The organism is Rhizobium sp. BT-226 (assembly GCF_025847085.2).
In the GTDB taxonomy this organism is placed as follows: Bacteria; Pseudomonadota; Alphaproteobacteria; order Rhizobiales; family Rhizobiaceae; genus Rhizobium; species Rhizobium sophorae.
Window position 1 is genome coordinate 120397 of record NZ_JAOYTI010000007.1, and the last position, 18474, is coordinate 138870.

The 18474-nt window shown below is 59.6% G+C and carries 14 protein-coding genes; 4 read left to right on the forward strand and 10 right to left on the reverse strand.

Annotated features, from left to right (window positions below):
• Positions 1-2: 2 nt before the first annotated feature.
• The gene (locus OIU37_RS31515) at positions 3-887 is read right to left on the reverse strand and encodes an NAD(P)H-binding protein (RefSeq protein WP_240604963.1); all 885 of its coding nucleotides are present in this window, start codon (positions 885-887) and stop codon (positions 3-5) included.
• Positions 888-1039: 152 nt separating this feature from the next.
• Between OIU37_RS31515 and OIU37_RS31520 the strand changes: the two genes are divergently transcribed.
• The 4 genes from OIU37_RS31520 (at position 1040) to OIU37_RS31535 (ending at position 4595) form a co-directional block, all read left to right on the forward strand.
• Positions 1040-1975 carry an AraC family transcriptional regulator gene (locus tag OIU37_RS31520; protein ID WP_264259771.1) on the forward strand — a complete coding sequence of 312 codons (936 nt, stop codon included), beginning with the start codon at positions 1040-1042 and terminating at the stop codon, positions 1973-1975.
• A 545-nt stretch (positions 1976-2520) separates the two neighbouring features.
• Positions 2521-2934, forward strand: coding sequence for a DoxX family protein (locus OIU37_RS31525; protein ID WP_372353397.1), 414 nt, complete (start codon positions 2521-2523; stop codon positions 2932-2934).
• Positions 2935-3347: 413 nt separating this feature from the next.
• Positions 3348-3575, forward strand: a complete 228-nt coding sequence (locus OIU37_RS31530) for a hypothetical protein (RefSeq protein WP_240604964.1) — start codon at positions 3348-3350, stop codon at positions 3573-3575.
• Positions 3576-3713: 138 nt separating this feature from the next.
• On the forward strand, positions 3714-4595 hold the full coding sequence (locus OIU37_RS31535) for an alpha/beta hydrolase (RefSeq protein WP_264259773.1): 882 nt from the start codon (positions 3714-3716) through the stop codon (positions 4593-4595).
• Positions 4596-4734: 139 nt separating this feature from the next.
• Here OIU37_RS31535 and fhuB read toward each other — a convergent pair whose 3' ends face one another.
• The 9 genes from fhuB to OIU37_RS31580 all read right to left on the reverse strand — a co-directional run bounded on the left by fhuB (position 4735) and on the right by OIU37_RS31580 (position 18468).
• Complete coding sequence (gene fhuB / locus OIU37_RS31540) at positions 4735-6705, reverse strand: Fe(3+)-hydroxamate ABC transporter permease FhuB (protein WP_264259774.1); 1971 nt, start codon at positions 6703-6705, stop codon at positions 4735-4737.
• The gene (locus OIU37_RS31545) at positions 6705-7583 is read right to left on the reverse strand and encodes an iron-siderophore ABC transporter substrate-binding protein (RefSeq protein WP_264259775.1); all 879 of its coding nucleotides are present in this window, start codon (positions 7581-7583) and stop codon (positions 6705-6707) included. The genes fhuB and OIU37_RS31545 overlap by 1 nt, the downstream gene beginning before the upstream one ends.
• A gap of 13 nt (positions 7584-7596) precedes the next feature.
• Complete coding sequence (locus OIU37_RS31550; protein WP_180697184.1) at positions 7597-8391, reverse strand: ABC transporter ATP-binding protein; 795 nt, start codon at positions 8389-8391, stop codon at positions 7597-7599.
• Between the two features lie 675 nt (positions 8392-9066).
• Positions 9067-10137 carry a lipocalin-like domain-containing protein gene (locus OIU37_RS31555; RefSeq protein ID WP_264259776.1) on the reverse strand — a complete coding sequence of 357 codons (1071 nt, stop codon included), beginning with the start codon at positions 10135-10137 and terminating at the stop codon, positions 9067-9069.
• Positions 10127-12529: an ABC transporter permease gene (locus tag OIU37_RS31560; RefSeq protein WP_264259777.1), complete on the reverse strand. Its 2403-nt coding sequence runs from the start codon at positions 12527-12529 to the stop codon at positions 10127-10129. The genes OIU37_RS31555 and OIU37_RS31560 overlap by 11 nt, the downstream gene beginning before the upstream one ends.
• Positions 12526-13185 (reverse strand): ABC transporter ATP-binding protein, encoded by a 660-nt coding sequence (locus OIU37_RS31565; protein ID WP_180697073.1) that lies wholly within the window; start codon positions 13183-13185, stop codon positions 12526-12528. The genes OIU37_RS31560 and OIU37_RS31565 overlap by 4 nt, the downstream gene beginning before the upstream one ends.
• Before the next feature lie 422 nt (positions 13186-13607).
• Positions 13608-14534, reverse strand: a complete 927-nt coding sequence (locus OIU37_RS31570; protein ID WP_264259778.1) for an XdhC family protein — start codon at positions 14532-14534, stop codon at positions 13608-13610.
• A 284-nt stretch (positions 14535-14818) separates the two neighbouring features.
• Complete coding sequence (locus tag OIU37_RS31575; protein ID WP_264259779.1) at positions 14819-15238, reverse strand: DoxX family protein; 420 nt, start codon at positions 15236-15238, stop codon at positions 14819-14821.
• An 89-nt stretch (positions 15239-15327) separates the two neighbouring features.
• The gene (locus OIU37_RS31580) at positions 15328-18468 is read right to left on the reverse strand and encodes an efflux RND transporter permease subunit (protein ID WP_180697075.1); all 3141 of its coding nucleotides are present in this window, start codon (positions 18466-18468) and stop codon (positions 15328-15330) included.
• Positions 18469-18474 lie beyond the last annotated feature (6 nt).

Below are 18474 nucleotides of genomic sequence, written 5' to 3' on the forward strand. Positions count from 1 at the left end.
GGTCAGTCGCGGAGTGCCGGTCGCAGGACGTCTTCGCACCATTGGCGGAAGCTGGTCGGGGTGGTGTTCTCGGGCGTTCTTTCGATGCCGAGGTCGAGACCCTGGTTCTTCGCATCGGCCATGTCGGTCATCCCCTGCGCCATCGCTTCGGAGAAGCCGAACTGCAGGAAGCGAGCCTTGTAGGCTTCGAAAGAAATTCGTTGGTACCGGACCGGATTGTCCAGAACGTCCGATATGATCGCCGCCATGTCGTTGAAGGAGATGTTCTCTGGCCCAAGAACCGCGACTTCTTCCTGGCCGCTCCAGCTGGCGTCCAGCAGCAAGCGGCTCGCCACGGCGGCGATGTCGCGGGTGGCGCAACTTGGCAATTTCAAATCACCGGAAATCGGCGAGAAGAACACGCCCTGGTTCTTGATCGACGCGGCCTGCATGAGAAGATTGTCCATGAAGGACGGCATGGTCAGTGCCCGAAAGTCGATGCCGGTGCTGGCGATCAGGTCGTCCATCGCGAGCGAGCCCGTGACATAGCCGGCAGCGCCGGCGAGCGGCGTGGTCCGGCCAAGTGCAGTGATGCCGACGACGCGTTTTACCCCCTTGGCCTTCAGGGCGGCCGCGGCCGAACGTGAGAAATCCACATAGGCGGCATTGACGCTTTGCGCTTTCGAATCCGCGGGCGCCAGCCAGAACACGGCCTCTGCATCTTCGAATGCGCGCTTCACGATACCATCGTCCGCATGAGAGCCCTGGACAACCTCGACCGTGTCACGGATGGCGGCTGGCAACTTGCTAGGATCGCGCACGATAAGGCGGACCGAAGCGGCGTGCTCGAGCAGGTTTTCGACGACCTGGTGGCCGATATCTCCCGTGGGGGCAGTGACGACGATCATGATATGCTCCTTGGTGGCTGCGCGAGGGACGATGTGGCTTTATTGCCAAGCCTCATCTCGTCTCGAAACCCATGCCTAGATACGTAAGGTATTGTTAGCGGACGCTCCATGCTCTATAGTCGCTACTATCGTCGCGATCGTCCGGAAATGTCATGGACCCCCTCTCTGAGTTCCTCAGCCTGCTGAAGCCCACGAGTACAATCTCGTCTGGCTTCGAAGCCACGGGAGACTGGTCGATCCAGTTCGGCGACCAGCAACGCCAGATCAAATGCTACGTGATCCTGTCCGGTGGCTGCTGGTTGGCCGTTGACGGTATTGGCGAGGTGGTGCGCCTCGAAGCAGGCGACTGCTTCGTCCTGCCGCGTGGCCTGCCTTTTCGGCTCGCGAGCGATCTGGACCTGCCGTCGGTCACGGCCTCAACAATCTTTCCGCCCGCCCGTGCCGGCGGTATGGTGACCGTCAATGGAGGCGGCAGTTTTTCCCTTGTGGGTGCGCGTTTTGCGGTCGGCGGCAATCATGCCGACATGCTGCTGGAAATGCTGCCGCCCATTGTCCATCTTCGCCAGGAAGCGGAGCGGGAGGCCTTGCGATGGGCGATCGAACGCATGATGCAGGAGGTCCGTTCGCATCTGCCAGGCGGCTACCTCATGGCGCAATATCTCGCGCATATGATGCTGCTTCAGGCGCTTCGCATTCATCTGGCCAAAGATCATCAGGGCACAGGATGGTTCTACGCTTTGGCTGACAAGCATTTGAGCAGCGCAATTCGAGCCATACACGCCGAGCCTGCAAAAAACTGGACATTGGCGGAACTCGGTGAGACCGCCGGCATGTCAAGATCGGTGTTTGCGGAGCGCTTCAAGGCCGCCGTCGGCGAAACACCGATCGAATATTTATCCCGATGGCGTATGCTGCTTGCCTGCGACCGCCTCGAGAAGGGCGACGATCCGATTTCGATTGTCGCGCCGGCGTTGGGCTACCAGTCCGAGAGCGCCTTCAGCAAGGCGTTCAAGCGCGTCGTTGGATGCTCGCCGCGCCAGTATCGCGGACAGGGAAACCTTTCTTCTGAAACGCGACCGGCAGACTGAACGGCTCGGCCCGTTCGTGACGCCCTTAGGACGTTTGTCGAACCCTTCCCCGGCCCTTTCATTGAGACGGCAGTGGGCCGACACGTCGCCGGATGGTGCTTCGAGATATGCTTCAAAGCAACCATCACAAGCATTATGACGGCCTCGGCGCTGACGAGCGCGGCAAATAGACCGAATCCGATTTCCGAACCGGACCAACCTTTGAGATGCAAGGTATAGCCGGCACCCGCCAGAACACTGACCCAGACCAACGCGCCGAGCGCCGTTGCAAGCAAAAATGACCTCAGCTCCTGAGGGCTGATGGCAGCTTTTATCAGTTCACCTATGGGCTGCGTTGCCCGATCCACGAACAGGTGCTGGACCGTGTCGGTCTCGTCTCTCAAAGCATCGGATGGGTGTTCAACAACTTTCCCCCGGCTCAGGTTTTCCGCCTTACCCGTCGCTGAATGAGATCCGCTAGTTGCCGTTTTCGAAGCCCGCGGGGCGTCGCACCGGAGCGTTCTCTGGTCAATGCGTTTCACCTCAAGGAGAATATCTTGCAACATCTGATCTCCAATCCTTTCGTCGGCGTTTGGGCGCCTCGCGCGCTGTCAGTTCTAAGATTCATCGCCGGACTGATCTTCTTCCCGCATGGAACCCAGAAGCTCCTGAATTTTCCACCACGCGAGGGCGGGGCGGTTGAGTTCCTCTCGTTCATGGGGTTCGCAGGGACGTTGGAGGTAGTTGGCGGAGCCCTGATCATGCTTGGGCTGATTACCCGCCCGACGGCTTTTATCCTCTCCGGCATGATGGCCGTGGCTTATTTCATGTTCCACTTTCTTCGCAGTTTCTATCCGACACTCAATGGTGGCGATGCAGCCATCCTCTTCTGTTTCCTGTTTCTCTATATCAGCGTCGCTGGCGGAGGCTCATGGGCTCTTGACACATTTCGCACGAGAAAAGCCCGCTCAACGCATTGAATATCGAGTTTCTCCTCGCTGGCACAGCCGGCCGTAGGTCCGATTCCCATCAAGGTGACGTATTTGGCTCTTATAAGAACAGCACTTATAATCTTCAGTCGGGTCGAGGTGTCGTGACGCCCGCATGGCGATGTTTGGCGGCAGAAGAGCAGAAGCGACGAGACCGTGCAATTGTTCTGCGGCGGGGCTTAGGGGCCGCGGGACTGTGCGTAGACAGGGCGATAAAGCTGAAGTATGGCGGACGCAGGAGTCTTATGAGCCGCGAAGGAAAGACATGACAGACCTGAACCAAGCGTTGCCCAACCGGAAAATTCGTATCCGGAAGACGGGGGTTTGGCCGGGGGTATTGTTCTATCTAGGGGGCTGATGCTGCTGGCGGTGGCGGGTTCATCGGGGTGTGGCAGGCGCCGGGCATGGTCAATGACTGGCTGGTGGCGAGCGATCCGGTGGCGGTGCCCGACGCGACGATCACAGATGGGGAATGCCATGCGCGGCGGCTGGTGTTCGTCGATTGCTCGGCCCATATCATCCATGAAATCAAGGGCAAGAGCGTGGAGCACGATATCGAATTGATGTTCGTGGATTTCAACACGGGCGATTATGAGGTCGACGTGGTGCGTTCGGCATCGCAGCCCACGTGATTGCTATGATGCGCTTTCGTAGAGGCCAGGATATCAGCAAAGAGTTGCACCACCTTGGAAAGCTTCGAAACCTGCCGGTGAACCGCACCCACAGCAATTTCCCTTCCCCTATCCTCCCAACCATCAGAAAATTTTCTCATGACCAATCCTATCAGTGTCTATTCGATGCCCGGAACGTGTTTTTTTGATCTGGCTCCTGCTTCGGGCGGCGAGCCCTATCGCATATTCCTTTCCATTCCGGCGGAGAAACCGCCGGCGGGTGGATGGCCGCTTCTCGTCATGACCGACGGTAACGCCACGTTCCCCTTCGCGGTTGCCAGCTTGGTCACGCAGGCACCTTACCCCACGGGAACGAATGTCGGTTGGGGGGTGATCGCGGCGATCGGCTACCCCTCCGACGAGCCCTATGATCCGCTCCGCCGGTCTTGGGACCTCGGGCCTCCGCCGGTCAAATCCTATCCGCCGTTCGTCGAGGGCGGTCCCCCGGTTGTCATCGGAGGGACCGGTAAGCTGCTGGGTTTCATCGAGAACGAGCTTATACCGCGGATTGCAGAGATGGTGATCCTGGATCCGATGCGCCGATCGCTTTTCGGACATTCCTTCGGCGGCCTCTTTACTCTCTATGCGCTGTTCGAGCGTCCAGGTCTGTTTGCCAATTGGATTGCGGCCAGCCCAACCATCTATTGGGAGAACAGCGAAATCCTCAAGAATGAAGCGCAACGTCAAGAGGCACCGGGGAATGCACCTTTCCTGCATTTGTCCGCCGGAGAATACGAAGGCGATGCTCTGGCACCCTTCCAGTACCGGAACGAGGATGCCACTGCACGTCTGGAGAAGAGGAAGATGGAGCGGACCGTCCTCCTGGCGCAGGAAATGGCGGAGCGATTAAACGGCACTGCCGACGGATTGCGCTCCGAATTCGCGCTTTATGCCGGTGAGACCCACATGTCCGTTCTTGCGGCGGCCGTGAATCGCGCGGTTAGCATCGCGTTCGCCGTCCAGAGTTTGACCGACATGTGACGCTCTCCGACGTTAATGGTCCGGCCGGCCGTGCTCCCCACCCGTATTGGCCCACCTCGGAGCAAGAGGCAGGGCCAACCTGCCGGCGAATGAGACAACGCCATAGTGAGATCGTTGATGGTGTTGCATGGACGAACCCTCAGCTGACACCGCGCTTCCGCATCATCAGCATCAAGAACGGCGCTCCGATGAGTGCGGAAACAAGACCGGCCGGGATCTGGTAGGGCGATACGATCGTGCGGCCGACGAAATCAGCCGCAACCATAAGCCCCCCTCCGATCAGAGCGGCACCAACCATTTGCGGCAGCGCGCGCGCCAATCCCGCCTCGCGCGCAAGGTGAGGTCCCATGAGGCCGATGAATGACAACGGGCCAACCGTGAGCGTCGCGGCAGCCGTCAACAATCCTGCGAGGCCAAAGAGCGCAAATCGCGATTTTGCCAAGGGTATGCCGACCGCCGCCGAAGGCGATGGCCCAAGAGGTAGGATGTCAAGCCAGCGGCGAGCGGCGAGAGAGACGGCAATCAGCACGGCGCCGAGCGCCACCTCCATTGCGGCGGTCGACCCCTCGATAAGATAGGTGGACCCGCTCATCCACCGCATCAGCAGAACTGCTCTCGGATCTCCCGTCGAGCTCAACACGCCGACGACAGCATCGACCATCGCGCTTAAGGCAATGCCCGCCAGCAGGACTCGTTCAGGCGCGAACGCCGATCGCCGGGAACTGGCGAAGATGACAAAAAGAACGCTGATCGCACCGGCCACGGCAAATGCAAATTGTCCGGAAAATCCTGGAGCGACGGCAAACAGGGCAATAGCAACACCGAAGGTCGCACCGGCACTGATTCCCAGAACTTCGGGACTTGCCATTTCGTTTCCGGTCAGTCGCTGAAGGATCGAGCCCGCGACCGCAAGCATGGCGCCCGATGTCAGGGCGGCGAGGATTTTAGGTATCCTGATAGCAAGGACATCGTACGAAAATTCGCCGGACGTAAAAGCCCAGCCGCCATTGACGTCGCGTCCGAGAAAAGCGCTGACCATCAACAGGACGAGCAGGCCGGCGGCCGCGATGATGACCGGCCGAGTTCCATCCCATCGACGTGGCCGTCTGAACGCCGGCGATTGCTGTAGTCTATGACGGAGCTTCAGCCGCGGCAGGAGCGCGAGAAGCAGCGGCGAACCGAAGATGGCTGTTACCGCCCCCGTCGGCAAAAAATCACCAAGTCCGCCGGCGACGAGTTGCAGGATGGAGTCGGCGAAAAGCAGCAGTCCGGCGCCGATCAGGGGAGACCAGAGAATGAGCTGCGCGGGACGCCGTGCTCCGGACAATCGCGCAATCGTCGGCGCGACCAGTCCAATGAAACCAATCACCCCAACGGCGCTCGTGACAAATCCAGCAAGCGCGACGGCAAGGGCGACGACAACGAAACGCAGGCGGACCAATCTGACGCCGAGTGCCGTGGAACTGCTCTCGCCAAGATCGAGCAGCGAAAGCGGTCTCATCACGAAAGCGCAGCCGATGGCGATGACGGCTAACTTCCAAAGAAGCGACAGGGGAATGACCCAGCTTTGCTGTGCCAGCGAGCCGGCGCCCCAGATGAACAGGCTCGAGAGGTAGCGCTGGTTCAAATAGGTCAGGATGGCGGCGAGGCCGCCGCACCAAAGACTGAGAACCAGCCCCGACAGAACAAGCGAATAAGGCGAAAAACCGCGGCGCGCGCCCAGGCTGACGACGATCACAGCAGCGGTCGTACTGCCGATCAGAGCGACAAGATCGCGGCCGGCGCCAAGCAGGTCGGGGAGAAACAGCGATGTTACCACCAGCGCCAGGTTTGCTCCGGCCGATATGCCAAGGGTGGTAGGATCGGCGAGCGGGTTTCGCAAAACTTGCTGAAACAGCGCACCGGACAAGGCAAGCGCGGCTCCGGCAATCAGCGCCGTCGCAAGACGGGGGAGCGTCGAATAGGTGAACACCATTCGCGTGACATCGTAATCCGGTCGAGCCATTTCTGACATCGCAGGAGCGGCAAGAAACCACGATGCCACGCCTCCACCGCACATCAGGAGGAGGAAGACAATTGCTGGCCCGATATTGTTGCGGCGGGAAACCATCAAGCCTCCTTTTCCAGAAGATCCGTCAAAAGACCCGCAAAGCGCATGGCCTCGTTCACCATGCCAAACATCAGGGCTGACGGCAGAATCGACAGATGGCCTGGACGCGCAAACGAAAGCCTGTTCCACAGCGGGCTCTGAGTGAGTTTCGGAAGAACGTCCGGAGGAATGGGGTCAAAGGCGATCAGACGCGCGTCCGGATCGGTGACTTTGGAGAGGTCTTCAATCCCGATCGTTTCAAAGCCCCAATAATTCGACTCTCTCGTCCAGGCGTTCCGGACACCGATGCGCTCGAGCACATTGTGGAACAGTCCGGGACTCGAGTAGATGCGGGCATGGCGGGCATCCATGAAATTCACCAGCGCGACCGGCGGCAGGTTCTTGCCCACAAGGCGACTGCGGCATTGCTCGAAGAAGACATCGGCGCGCGCAAGGAACTGCTCTGCTTCATTCTCACGGCCAAGCTCAACAGCCAATTTCCGCGTCGCCGCGATGGCAGCGGGAAGAATAGATCCAATGCCCGGCGTAAAGACTTCCAGCCGAACGACTCTCGCCACCGACTGCAGCTTGGGCAACAGCTCATCCAGGTAGGGTGTGGTCAGGATAACGTCAGGCTTCAGCGTGACGAGAATTTCAAAATTGACCTCGAACGCACTGCCGATATCGACGACGGATTTCGGCATCGGCGGCTCGACAACCCATCTGTCCCAATCGGCGAGGTCCGAAATCCCGACCGGAGGCAATCCGAGGGATAAAAGAGTGGACGCAAGCCCGTAGTCGAGACTGACGATCCTTAGGCCCATCGACTGTCCAAACAGCGGAGCTGGAATGGCCGAGACCGCCGCGAACTGCAAAAAGGAGCGCCGCGAAACCTCCATTGAACGCAGAGCCTCAGCAAACATAGGCGAGCGGATAGGGCAGGTTGGGCGCGGAGATCACATCCATGTCGATCCCATAGATCTCTTGCAGCGTGTCCGGCGCGAGAATCGCGCTCGGTGTTCCGCTGGCAACCACGCGACCGCGTTTCAATGCATGGATCCGATCGCAGAAGCGAGCGGCCATGTTGATGTCGTGGAGAACGATGACGACACTCCTTCCACCTTCATGCGCCAAGCGTCGCACAAGTGAGAGCACCTCGACCTGATGCGCAACGTCGAGTGCCGCAGTCGGTTCGTCGAGCAACAGGCAGCGAGCATCCTGAGCGATCAGCATCGCAATCCAGGCTCGCTGCCGCTCACCGCCCGATAGTGTTCCCATGATACGGTCGGCGAACGTCTCGATATGCGTGGCGCGAAGGGCTTCCTCGACTTTCTCTTCATCGCTCTTGGTGAACCGGCCGAGCGCTCCGTGCCAGGGATAACGACCGCATCCCACAAGCTCGCGGACCGTCATTTCCGATCCGGTCGTGATATCCTGGGGCAGATATGCGACCGAACGCGCAAAGGCGCGGTCGCTATACATCCTCAGATCCTGGTTCCCGTAAGAGATCGATCCAGTGCTCGGCGCAAGCTGGCGAGCTAACATTTTGAGAAGACTTGATTTTCCGGAGCCGTTGTGGCCGACCAGCGCGACAACTTCTCCTGCCGGAAATTTAAGACTGACGTCGCAGAGAATTTCGTTCCGCTCTATCAGAAGACCTAAATTTTCGGCGACAAAAGTTTCAGCCGTGCGAGGCGGATCTTGCATCGGGAGTATAGCCACGTGACATCCTTTAACCGGGTGATAGGTCGGTACTAAAGATGAGAGCGGCAATCAACTATTTTCGTTGGTCCTCCGCCTAAGTCCTCGTCATCCTCTTGCAAGCGGACAACCTTTCGGCCAACGACGCTGGCTTCTGTGCCACCCTGCGTTAAAAACGATTGAGGAAATGAGGAAGCAAGAATCCTCTCCGGCGTGCATCTTTTCTGAAGAAATTTCGTAATTATCATTATTTATCAGTATGTTGCAAGATTTTTCGCGAGGCGTCTGCAAGAGGGTATGCAACTCCAGATGGCGCAATGTGGCATAAGCTGAATTATGGAACTACGCTGGAGTGTTAGGCTCATGTCGATCGCGCGACGTCACTTACGGCCATTTGTAAATGAATTTCGCCGATTGCTTAGCTCAACCCCACTGCCGCATCCGGGCGGTCCTCGTCGGGAGCCGACACGCCGGCGAACAAGAGCTTCATCGACCGCTTCAGGACCTTCGTCAACGCTTGGCCGCCCGATCCATTCAGACGGATCAACCCTGAAACGCTGATCACACCACCGGACGCTTACTGAATAGGCCAGACTCCGATCAATCCTGTAGGAATTTGCCGAAGGGCTGGCGAGCTTGCATCCTTCAACGAAGGAGCTCTTACCCTGTGAAAGGTAACAGCTAGTAGCCGGTCATCTCAAGATATCCGACGCCTGACGTAGAGCCCGTGAAGTTGATCGGCCCCTCCCAATAAGGCGTCGAGGTCGCCATCCAGGACTGGTCGTTCAACGGTTTGGTCGTGATATCGAGCGACTTACCCGGCACACGTATACGCCACTCTACCGGCATTTGGCGGCCATCGACGGTTGCGTTCCGAGCTGGCTGCAGCTGGATGTCGTCTTTCGACAGAGGTGTCGTTCGCCCGTCCGCGGATATCCAGTTCGCGGAGATGAACCCGTCCTTGTCGTCACGAAGGCGGAAAGCCATCAGTTTCTCGCCGGAATTCAGGTGCAGTGAGAACCAGTCCCAGCCCGTCTGATTGGACGCAAGCGGCTGCGACGACCACTCCCGGTCCAGCCAAGCTTTGCCGGTGACCTTAACCGGCGATCCGGACGTCGTGATCGTCCCCGCCACCTCATAGAAAGGCTGCGAGTAGTAGTAGCTCGCCTGTCCGTTCGCCGATTTTACCGAAAAGCCTTTGTCACCTTGGAGAACGAGTGGCCCATCGGCCTTGAGGTCTAAGGTATAGCTGAAGTCCGGCCCGCCGGCGAAGGCTGAAAGGTTGCCAAAGGAGTCCGAGTCGCTTTGCTCGCTGTCCTCCATCCGCCAGTCGTCTATCCACGCGCGAAATGGCGTTGCCTGAACGCCCGCCTGCCCGACGCCTCCCCGGCCCAAGCGCTCCGCTACATAGTGATGGCCCCGGGTGGTGATCGCTGCATGCCCGATCCAGACTTGCGGATCTGCGAAACCTGTCTTGTTTCCCGGAGCCAGCGCGGAGCGAAACAGCGTCCACTGCGCCCCATATTGTTTGCCATCATCACCGTTGAGATTGGCGGTCACATACCACCACTCAATGCGGTAATCAGGATGAGCGCCATGGTCGGCGGGGAAAGAAAGACCATTGCCACGCTCCGGGATCGCAAAACCTTGCGCATCCGATCCCAATCCGGCGAAGCCTTGTGCGAACGCCTGACCGCTTACGCAAATCATGGCGGTCCCCATCAGGAGGGACGCCAACTTTCTAACGTTCATTGGCGAAAATCCTCATCAGGTCCGCAGGATTAATCGAGGCCAGACGCCGAACCGGCACCAGCACCGACAGCGATGCCGCTATGAAGGCGATTGCTCCCAACCAAAGCCAATCCATCGGAAACACCGTCATTGGCAATCGCCAACCGAAGGCCTCCACGTTCACAATCGCAAGCAAGACCCACGCCAGGGCAAGACCGACCGGGACGGCCGCCACAAATGTTATGAACCAGAGCGCAAGTGTCCGGGCAACTTCATAAAGCGCCAGATCCCGTCGCCGTACACCCATGGCCCACACCGGCGCGAGTTGAGGAAGCCGAATACCAGACAGTGTCAGAAGACTTGAGAACATGGCAAATCCTGCCACAGCAAGAGTGAGGACGTTTAACGCGCCCGTCACCTTGAATGTCTGGTCGAAGATCGCTCTCGATTGTCGCTTGAGCGAAGCCTGGTCAACGATCGCGGTATCCGACAGACCAAACTCCTCGACCAACTGGCGCTTGAGATCCTGAGCTCGCTCGGGAGCCACTCGGACGCCGTAGCGGAGTTTCGGGACATCGGGGTAATGATCGACCAGGGTATTGATCCCGACGATCACTTGCCCGTTCGGGTTCCCATAGTCAGAGTACACGCCGGCCACGGTTACACTCCAACCTCCAGGCATGACCAATGGCTGGCCGATCTTACTTGCGCCGCGACGCCACATCTGTTCGTTGACGAGAGCGCCCTGACCGGCAGCGATCTTATCCCAAACGTCATTGTCGGACGCGATCAGGGGCCAGTGCTCTCGGTAAGTTGGATCGTCCGCGACACCAAAGATCTGGATTTGTTCGCCACGTACCTCGCCATCCACGGTCCAGATAGGCAGGACTGCCGTCGAGCGTTGCGGAAGCCAAGCACGGAGCCGTGCCGCTTCCTCCTCATCCTTCGCCGTCACGTAAAGCTCGGCGGCCAGCCGTTGATCCAGCCAGCCGATGAACGTCAACCGGAAACTGGATACCATCGTACCGACGCCGATGTTCGCCGACAATGCCAGTAGCAGAGCCATCAAAGCCAGCGACAGGCCGGGAAGCTGCATGCGGGTGTCTGCCCAGAACCACTCCATGAGGGCGCTCCGCGCCGTTCGCTGCGCTGCGGTCAGGATGACCGCAAGAAGTCCGGGCAGCATCAGTGCTGTTCCCAGAAGTAGGCAGCCAAGAACCGCAAAGCCCGCTACCAGCCCGGACGCAGTAATCGCCAGCATAGCCCCCAGGATCAGCAGAAGCGCCCCGCCTCCCCCCTGATAGGCAAGGGATCCGGCGGATTGTCTCGCCCACGCTCGCGGCTGGGCGGCAGCCAAAACCGGCAGCTTCCAAACCCGCCACAGGCTCTGAGCTGACGAGACAGCGGTTCCTCCGAGAGCAATTGCCAGTCCAGCCAACCACCATTCCGGCCGAATGGATAGCGAGCCTGACACATTCGCGCCGTAGAGGCCCCTGAGGGTCGCGGCGACACCCGGCATCAGAAGCCACGCGATGACGTAGCCGAGTATGACCCCGATCAACCCCGACATTAGCGCCAGCATCGAAAGCTCGATCAGGAGCATCGTGGTCAATGCTCGAAGGGAGACACCAAGCGATCGAAGTGTACGAAAAGTGCCTCGACGCTGCTCGAAGCTCAGGCCCGTGGCCGAATACACGATGAAGAGCCCGACGATGAACGAAAGGAAGCCGAAGGCGGTCAAGTTGAGGTGAAAGCTGTCTGTGAGGCGTGCGACGTCTGGTTGTTCCGCCGATTCGCGCATCGTCAATCTCGCCTGATCGATTGCTTCGGGGGTGATCTTTTGATCGGCTGCGACCACCAGTCGGTCGATCTTCCCGTGCTTCTCGAGCAATCGATCGGCGACCGCTATATCGACGAAGGCGGCGCCGTCGGGAACGTTGCCATTGATTTTGATGCTCATGTTCGTGGCGCCACGAAGCCGCTCGGCAGTGGCGCTCGACACGAGCAACTGTCCGCTGGCTGAAAAGAAGCCGGATAGATCTGAACCGCTGGCGATCGTCGCATTCTGGGTGTCCCTTGGCATCGTCAGAGGCTCGATGCCGACCAAACGGATCCTTATGCTTCCGAAGCGGTAGCTGCCCTCAATCACGGGCGAAACATTCAGGCCCGCTCGACGCAGGCTGCCATAGACCTCAGTCGCTATGCCGTCACCATCCTTGGCGACGATCTGCCGGAGGTCGCCTTGCTCCAGAACCGATGCCGCCCGGGCATAGCTCGCTCTCGCCTCGGCGTTGATTGCCTGAACGCCGGACCAGAGCGCTGTCGCAAGCGCAACCCCCGTGACCAGCGTCAGAAGCTGGAGAGGTCTCCGACGCCAGTGTGACAGCAGGGCTGCGAATGCAACGAAGTTCATTCGGCGATCTTCCCACCGCGAAGGACCACCGTTCGGTCCAGACGAACTGCGAGCCTGGTGGAGTGAGTGACGAGAAGCAGAGCCGATCCCACTGTCCGGGCGAGATTGAGCATCAGATCGAGGACGGCATCGCCGGTTTGCTCATCCAGGTTGCCCGTCGGCTCGTCCGCAAGGATGAGAGGAGGTCGAGCAGCCAAGGTCCGCCCGATTGCAACGCGCTGCTGTTGCCCTCCGGAAAGCTGCTCGGGATATCGGGCGGTGTGTTCGCGCAGCCCCAGTTCTTCGATCAACTGCCTTTCCCAAGCGTGATCGTACCGGTCTGCAAGCTTGGCGTGAAATGAAATGTTGGCTGCGACGCTCAGGGATGGGATGAGGTTAAACTGTTGAAAAACCAGGCCGACCTTCGTTCTCCGGTATCGGGCCCGATCGGTTTCTGCAGATTGCGCGAGATCGCTGCCATCCATCACGACCGAGCCGCTGTCTGCACGGTCGAGCCCGCCTGCCAGATGCAGCAATGTGCTTTTGCCGCTGCCGGACTCTCCGGTGAGCGCAACAGTTTCGCCCGCGGCGACTTCCAGATCGACGCCCTTCAGGATTTCGATCGGGCCATCGGCAGTGGCATAGGATTTTCTGACACCTGCGAGGGTGAGGATCATGTCGGTCTCTCGAGCACGGAGTTTGCAGAATGCAAAGACCTCGGGTGACCTAAGAACTTTCGAGAGGGATCGCAAGATCCGCGCGACAGCACAAAAACAGGAGATCCCTTGTCATTGCTGGATCACTAGCCACTACAAGCGGTCAAGTTCAGCCTGAAACGTGGACCTTGCGAGAACCGAACTACCGCTCAACGCGGGCTGCCGCCTCGTATGTCCTGGCGTTCGAGGGTGCCGCCGGACAATATGACTGCCGCTACTCCAACGCATGATGTCGCTCGTGCGGGCCGGCTGCAATCGTGATCGGATCATCCCTCGCCCAGTGCCTGCGAGCCAACAGCATGATGGAGGCGGACAGCAGATCCGACAATCGGCACTTTCCATCGGGCCGGCAAGAGTGCGGGGGCGAGCTCGTATCAACGGCCTCACGACTCACGGATGCCTTGCCTCATCGCGGCAATGTCAGCGAGCACCGAAAGAGCGAGGGAGGTCGAGTCGCGCGCCGGGCCGAACAGCCCGATCGGTGCCTTGATCCGATCGATGTCGGTCCTGGCAAAACCAGATCTCGTCAGCAATTCGACACGCTTGCTGTGCGTTTTCATGCTGCCCAGGGCACCGATGTAGAATGCCGGCGAGCTGAGCGCCAGTCCGAGAAGCGGCGCTTCAGCCTCGAGATCATGATGCAAAAGTACCACGGCCGTGAAGGCGTCGATCATTTTCGCGACATAGTGGGTGCCGTTCTCGATCCGGATCACATCGTAGCCCAGGATATTTGCACAGCGGGCCGTGGCCCGCGCCTCGAGCGAACGACCCGAGATCAGGATGCGGGTTCGCGGAAGGAATACCGACAGAAACTCGTCTTCAAACCAACCAGATTGAACAGGCGGATCCACTGCCGCGAGAGACTGATGGGACGGCACATAACGAAGGCCAACCGGCTGCCTCCGTTCCAGGCGTTCGAGGACAAGCCGGAGCGCCGAAATGTCGCGCAAGACATGGATTGCAACGGTGATGCCGCCGCCGCACGGCAGGGCTATGTCGAAGAAGGGAGAGCCTTGGCCGAACATCATAGTCCGATCCCGGCCCTCGGCAATCGCAAGGAGTGCGTCGAAAGCAACCGCAGCCTCCACGCAGCCGCCGGAGACATAGCCGCAGTAGCTGCCGTCAACAGCGACCGCAACCAACGAACCCAGAGAACGAGCTGCCCCTCCTCGAATGTCGACGAGTGTTGCGATCGCGACCTCTCCTCGATCGAAGCACTCAACGGCAAAGCGCAAAATCTCTGACGGATCGTCCGACATCCTCGCTTGGACAGGTGCAGGAAGCGGAGTGATGGCTACCATCTCGTTCATATCAGATCCTCTCGAGGTCCGGAGCAACGGCAGGTTTTCTTCGTCGTGAAGGGGGCATCGGCAACCGTGGGGTCAGGCTGCCGATGCGGGGGATCCCGGTCCTTGGTTGTGGGGGATGAAGGAACCGGTCCGACCGAAATCTAGCGCGAACTTGTCTGATGGATTTGTCAGTGATCGCGCACTTTGTATCAATCTGTCGCACTTCCGCGGAGGGCGCGCTCGCCCGTGGAGAATCTCAGCGGACCGTCGATGACATAAATCAAGCGCCACCTCGCCCGCAAAAGTCAGTTAGACGGACCTGCCTGCTGCACGGGTGGTGCCTTCGAAGCCACGTCGTCGAGGCTCCATGGTCCTGGGCCGGCGGCGGCGATGTAGAGGAGGAGGAAGCAGAACAACATCGCGGTCTCGCCTCCATTGAGGGCGGGAAAGAAGCCCTGTGAAGCGTGTCCAATAAAATAAGCAAAGGCCATCTGGCCGGAGAGCAGGAAAGCGACTTGGCGAGAAAACAGACCAATCACCAGAAGCACACCACCGATGACTTCAAGAAAGCCGGCCGCCAGAAACAGCGCATTCAGCGGATATTCGAACGGTGCCGGCCAACCGAACAATTTCATCATTCCATGCGTGAAGAATGATGTCGCGGCGATGATGCGCAAAACGCTGAGCAGCTGCGGTGCCGCGCCGTGGAGATATGCCATCTGCATGTTCGTGACCCTCATCTGGCGAAGCGTATTCAAGAAAGTCGATGAGTGCGGCTTCGCGGTCGCCGCTCGCCGACGGTCGATATGCACTCCTATTCGGCGGGAGCGCTTACTCCCGCATCCGCGTAAGGCTTGGGATGCGGTCCGCGGCTGAACAATCGCCGGGTCACGATGAAGAGCATGGGGATGAAGAATATGCCGAGAACTGTCGCCGATATCATGCCGCCCATGACCCCTATACCGATCGAGTTTTGGGCACCGGAACCCGCGCCGTCGGCGATGGCGAGCGGGAGGACGCCAAGGATGAAAGCGAAGGATGTCATCAGGATCGGCCGCAACCGCTGGCGCGCGGCCTCAAGCGTCGCCTCCACCAATCCCTTCCCGCCGGCTTCCTCGGTAATGGCAAATTCCACGATCAGGATGGCGTTCTTCGCTGCAAGACCGATCGTCGTCAAAAGCCCGACCTTGAAATAGACGTCATTGGACTGTCCGAAAGTGCTTGCCGCAACCAGTGCCCCGAAGACTCCGACGGGAATGGCAAGCATGACGGAGAACGGCACCGTCCAGCTCTCGTAGAGCGCCGCAAGCGCCAGGAAGACGACCACGACGGAAATGGCGTAGAGGTATGCGGCCTGATTGCCGGAAAGCCGTTCCTGAGCCGAAAGGCTCGTCCATTGGTGCGAAAAACCCGCAGGCAGCTCTCCCACCATACGTTCGACCTCCGCCATCGCCTGACCGGAGCTTACTCCGGCCGCGGCCGCGCCCTGAACCTGCACCGCCGACACGCCATTGTATCGCTCGAGCCGTGGCGAGCCATAATCCCACCGTCCCGTCGAGAAGACCGAAATCGGCACCATCTCCCCGCGATCGTTGCGGACATGCCAGCGGTCGAAATCGGCAGGCTGCATGCGAAAAGACGCATCTGACTGGACATAGACACGTTTGACCCGCCCGCGGTCGACGAAGTCGTTCACATAGCTGCCTCCCCAAGCCGTCGACAGCGTCGCATCGATATCCGAAAGCGTAATGCCGAGCGCGCTCGCCCGCCCGCGATCGATCGAAACGGAATATTGCGGCGTATCCTCCTGGCCGTTCGGCCTGGTGCCCGACAACCTCTCATTCGCCGCAGCTGTCCTGAGAAATTGGTTACGAGCCGCCATCAGCGCCTCATGCCCGGCGCTACCGGTGTCACGCAGGAAGAAATCGAAGCCGCTATTGTTTCCGAAGCCCGGCAGGGCGGGTGGCGACAAGGCAATGACACGCGCATCGTGAATGGCGCTGAACGCTGCCATCGCACGTCCGGCAATCGCCTGCGCAGAGGCTTCGGGTGCCGAGCGCTGATCGAAATCCTTCAAAGCGACGAACACTGTCGCAACATTTTGCCCTTGGCCACCGAAGCTGAAGCCGGTAGCGCCGAATACGCCGTCGACGTAGCTTGCCTCGCTGGTCAGGTAGTATTCGAGCACCTGGTCCAGCACCCGCCGCGTCCGGTCAGCCGTCGCTCCCGGCGGAAGCTGGATCGAGGTCATCAGTCTGCCCTGGTCCTCCTCCGGCAGAAAAGCGGTCGGCAACCTCGCGAAAAGCAGGACGGTCGCGCCCGATAGCGCCGCAAACAGGACGAGCGCCACGCCGATCCGGCGGACGATCGAAAGCGTGGCGCGCTGGTAAAGTGCGGTGAACCTCCGGAAGCCGGCATTGAACCAGCGAAACGGCGCGGCCTTTTCGGATCCGGGCGGTCTGAGGATCGTGGCGCAAAGCGCCGGCGTGAAAACCAGGGCCACCAGAACGGAGAGCACCATTGCCGAGACGATAGTGATCGAGAACTGCCGGTAGATGATTCCAACAGAGCCAGAGAAGAAGGCCATGGGGATGAAAACCGCCGACAGCACGGTCGTGATACCGATCAGGGCGCCGCTGATTTCACCCATGGACTTCAAGGTCGCCTCGCGCGGCCCGAGCCCCTCTTCTTCCATGACCCGCTCGACATTCTCGACGACGACGATCGCGTCATCAACGAGAAGGCCGATCGCAAGAACGATGCCGAACATGGTGAGTGTGTTGATCGAGTATCCGAACACAGCCATGACGGCAAAGGTCCCCAACAGCACCACAGGTACCGCAAGCGTCGGGATGATCGTCGCGCGCAGGTTCTGCAGGAAAACGAACATGACGATGAAGACGAGGATGACAGCCTCGATCAATGTCACCACGACGCTCTCGATCGACAGGCGCACGAAAGGAGACGTGTCGAGGGGATATTTGACCTCTACGCCTGGAGGGAAGCTACCTCTGTAGCTTTCGATCTCGGCGCGCACCGCCTCCGCAGCTTCAAGCGCATTTGCGCCGGCCGCCAGGCGGAAGCCGACGCCTGCGGAGGGATGACCGCTATAGGTTCCGCTCGTGGTATAACTCTCGGAGCCAAGTTCGACCTCAGCAACGTCATTCAATGTCACGACCGAGCCATCGGAAGCGCGCGCGAGGATGATTGCCTCGAACTGCTCCTTGCTCTGGAGACGGCTTCCCGCAGTCACGGTGGCATTGAGCTGTTGGCCCCGCCGCTGCGGCAGAGCCCCGAATTGACCGGCGGACACCTGCGTGTTTTGCGCTCTGATCGCTTGCGTCACATCAGTGACCATAAGCCCATGCTGGGCGAGCCGGTCGGGGTCAAGCCAGATGCGCATGGCATAGCGGGAGGAGCCAAGCAGTTGCACCTCGCCAATGCCTGGTACGCGCCGCAACGAGTCCATGAGGGAGCTGTCGACAAAGTCGGCGATATCCGTTCCGGACAGACTGTCGTCCTCAGACAGGAAGGAGGCGATCAGGAAGAAACTGGACGTCGACTTCGATACCGTCAGCCCCGTGTCCTGGACCGCACTCGGCAAACGTGCCTGGACGAGCTGGAGATTGTTCTGGACCTGCATCTGTGCCACATCGGGATCGGCGGCGCTCGTAAAGGTCAATGTGATCGACGCCTCGCCGGTGGAGGACGAGTTCGAGGACACATAGTCCAGATTTTCGATGCCCGTCATGCCCTGCTCGATCACCTTAGTCACCGAGTCCTCGACGGTCTTCGCGTCGGCGCCCGGATAATTGGCGGTGATGCGAACCGACGTGGGAGCAATCTGCGGATACTGCGATATGGACAAGGTGGTGATTGCGATCGCGCCTGTCATCATGACGGCGATTGCAAGCACCCATGCGAAGATCGGGCGGCTGATGAAGAAACGCGACATGGCGCC

Bases quoted from the DNA above. Each gene is read 5' to 3' on its own strand.
- OIU37_RS31530 (WP_240604964.1), top strand. From the start codon at position 3,348: ATGGTCAATGACTGGCTGGTGGCGAGCGATCCGGTGGCGGTGCCCGAC.
- OIU37_RS31545 (WP_264259775.1), bottom strand. From the start codon at position 7,583: ATGGAGGTTTCGCGGCGCTCCTTTTTGCAGTTCGCGGCGGTCTCGGCC.
- OIU37_RS31565 (WP_180697073.1), bottom strand. From the start codon at position 13,185: ATGATCCTCACCCTCGCAGGTGTCAGAAAATCCTATGCCACTGCCGAT.
- OIU37_RS31575 (WP_264259779.1), bottom strand. From the start codon at position 15,238: ATGCAGATGGCATATCTCCACGGCGCGGCACCGCAGCTGCTCAGCGTT.
- OIU37_RS31580 (WP_180697075.1), bottom strand. From the start codon at position 18,468: ATGTCGCGTTTCTTCATCAGCCGCCCGATCTTCGCATGGGTGCTTGCA.
- OIU37_RS31520 (WP_264259771.1), top strand. From the start codon at position 1,040: ATGGACCCCCTCTCTGAGTTCCTCAGCCTGCTGAAGCCCACGAGTACA.
- OIU37_RS31535 (WP_264259773.1), top strand. From the start codon at position 3,714: ATGACCAATCCTATCAGTGTCTATTCGATGCCCGGAACGTGTTTTTTT.
- OIU37_RS31560 (WP_264259777.1), bottom strand. From the start codon at position 12,529: ATGAACTTCGTTGCATTCGCAGCCCTGCTGTCACACTGGCGTCGGAGA.
- OIU37_RS31570 (WP_264259778.1), bottom strand. From the start codon at position 14,534: ATGAACGAGATGGTAGCCATCACTCCGCTTCCTGCACCTGTCCAAGCG.
- fhuB (WP_264259774.1), bottom strand. From the start codon at position 6,705: ATGGTTTCCCGCCGCAACAATATCGGGCCAGCAATTGTCTTCCTCCTC.
- OIU37_RS31555 (WP_264259776.1), bottom strand. From the start codon at position 10,137: ATGAACGTTAGAAAGTTGGCGTCCCTCCTGATGGGGACCGCCATGATT.
- OIU37_RS31550 (WP_180697184.1), bottom strand. From the start codon at position 8,391: ATGCAAGATCCGCCTCGCACGGCTGAAACTTTTGTCGCCGAAAATTTA.
- OIU37_RS31515 (WP_240604963.1), bottom strand. From the start codon at position 887: ATGATCGTCGTCACTGCCCCCACGGGAGATATCGGCCACCAGGTCGTC.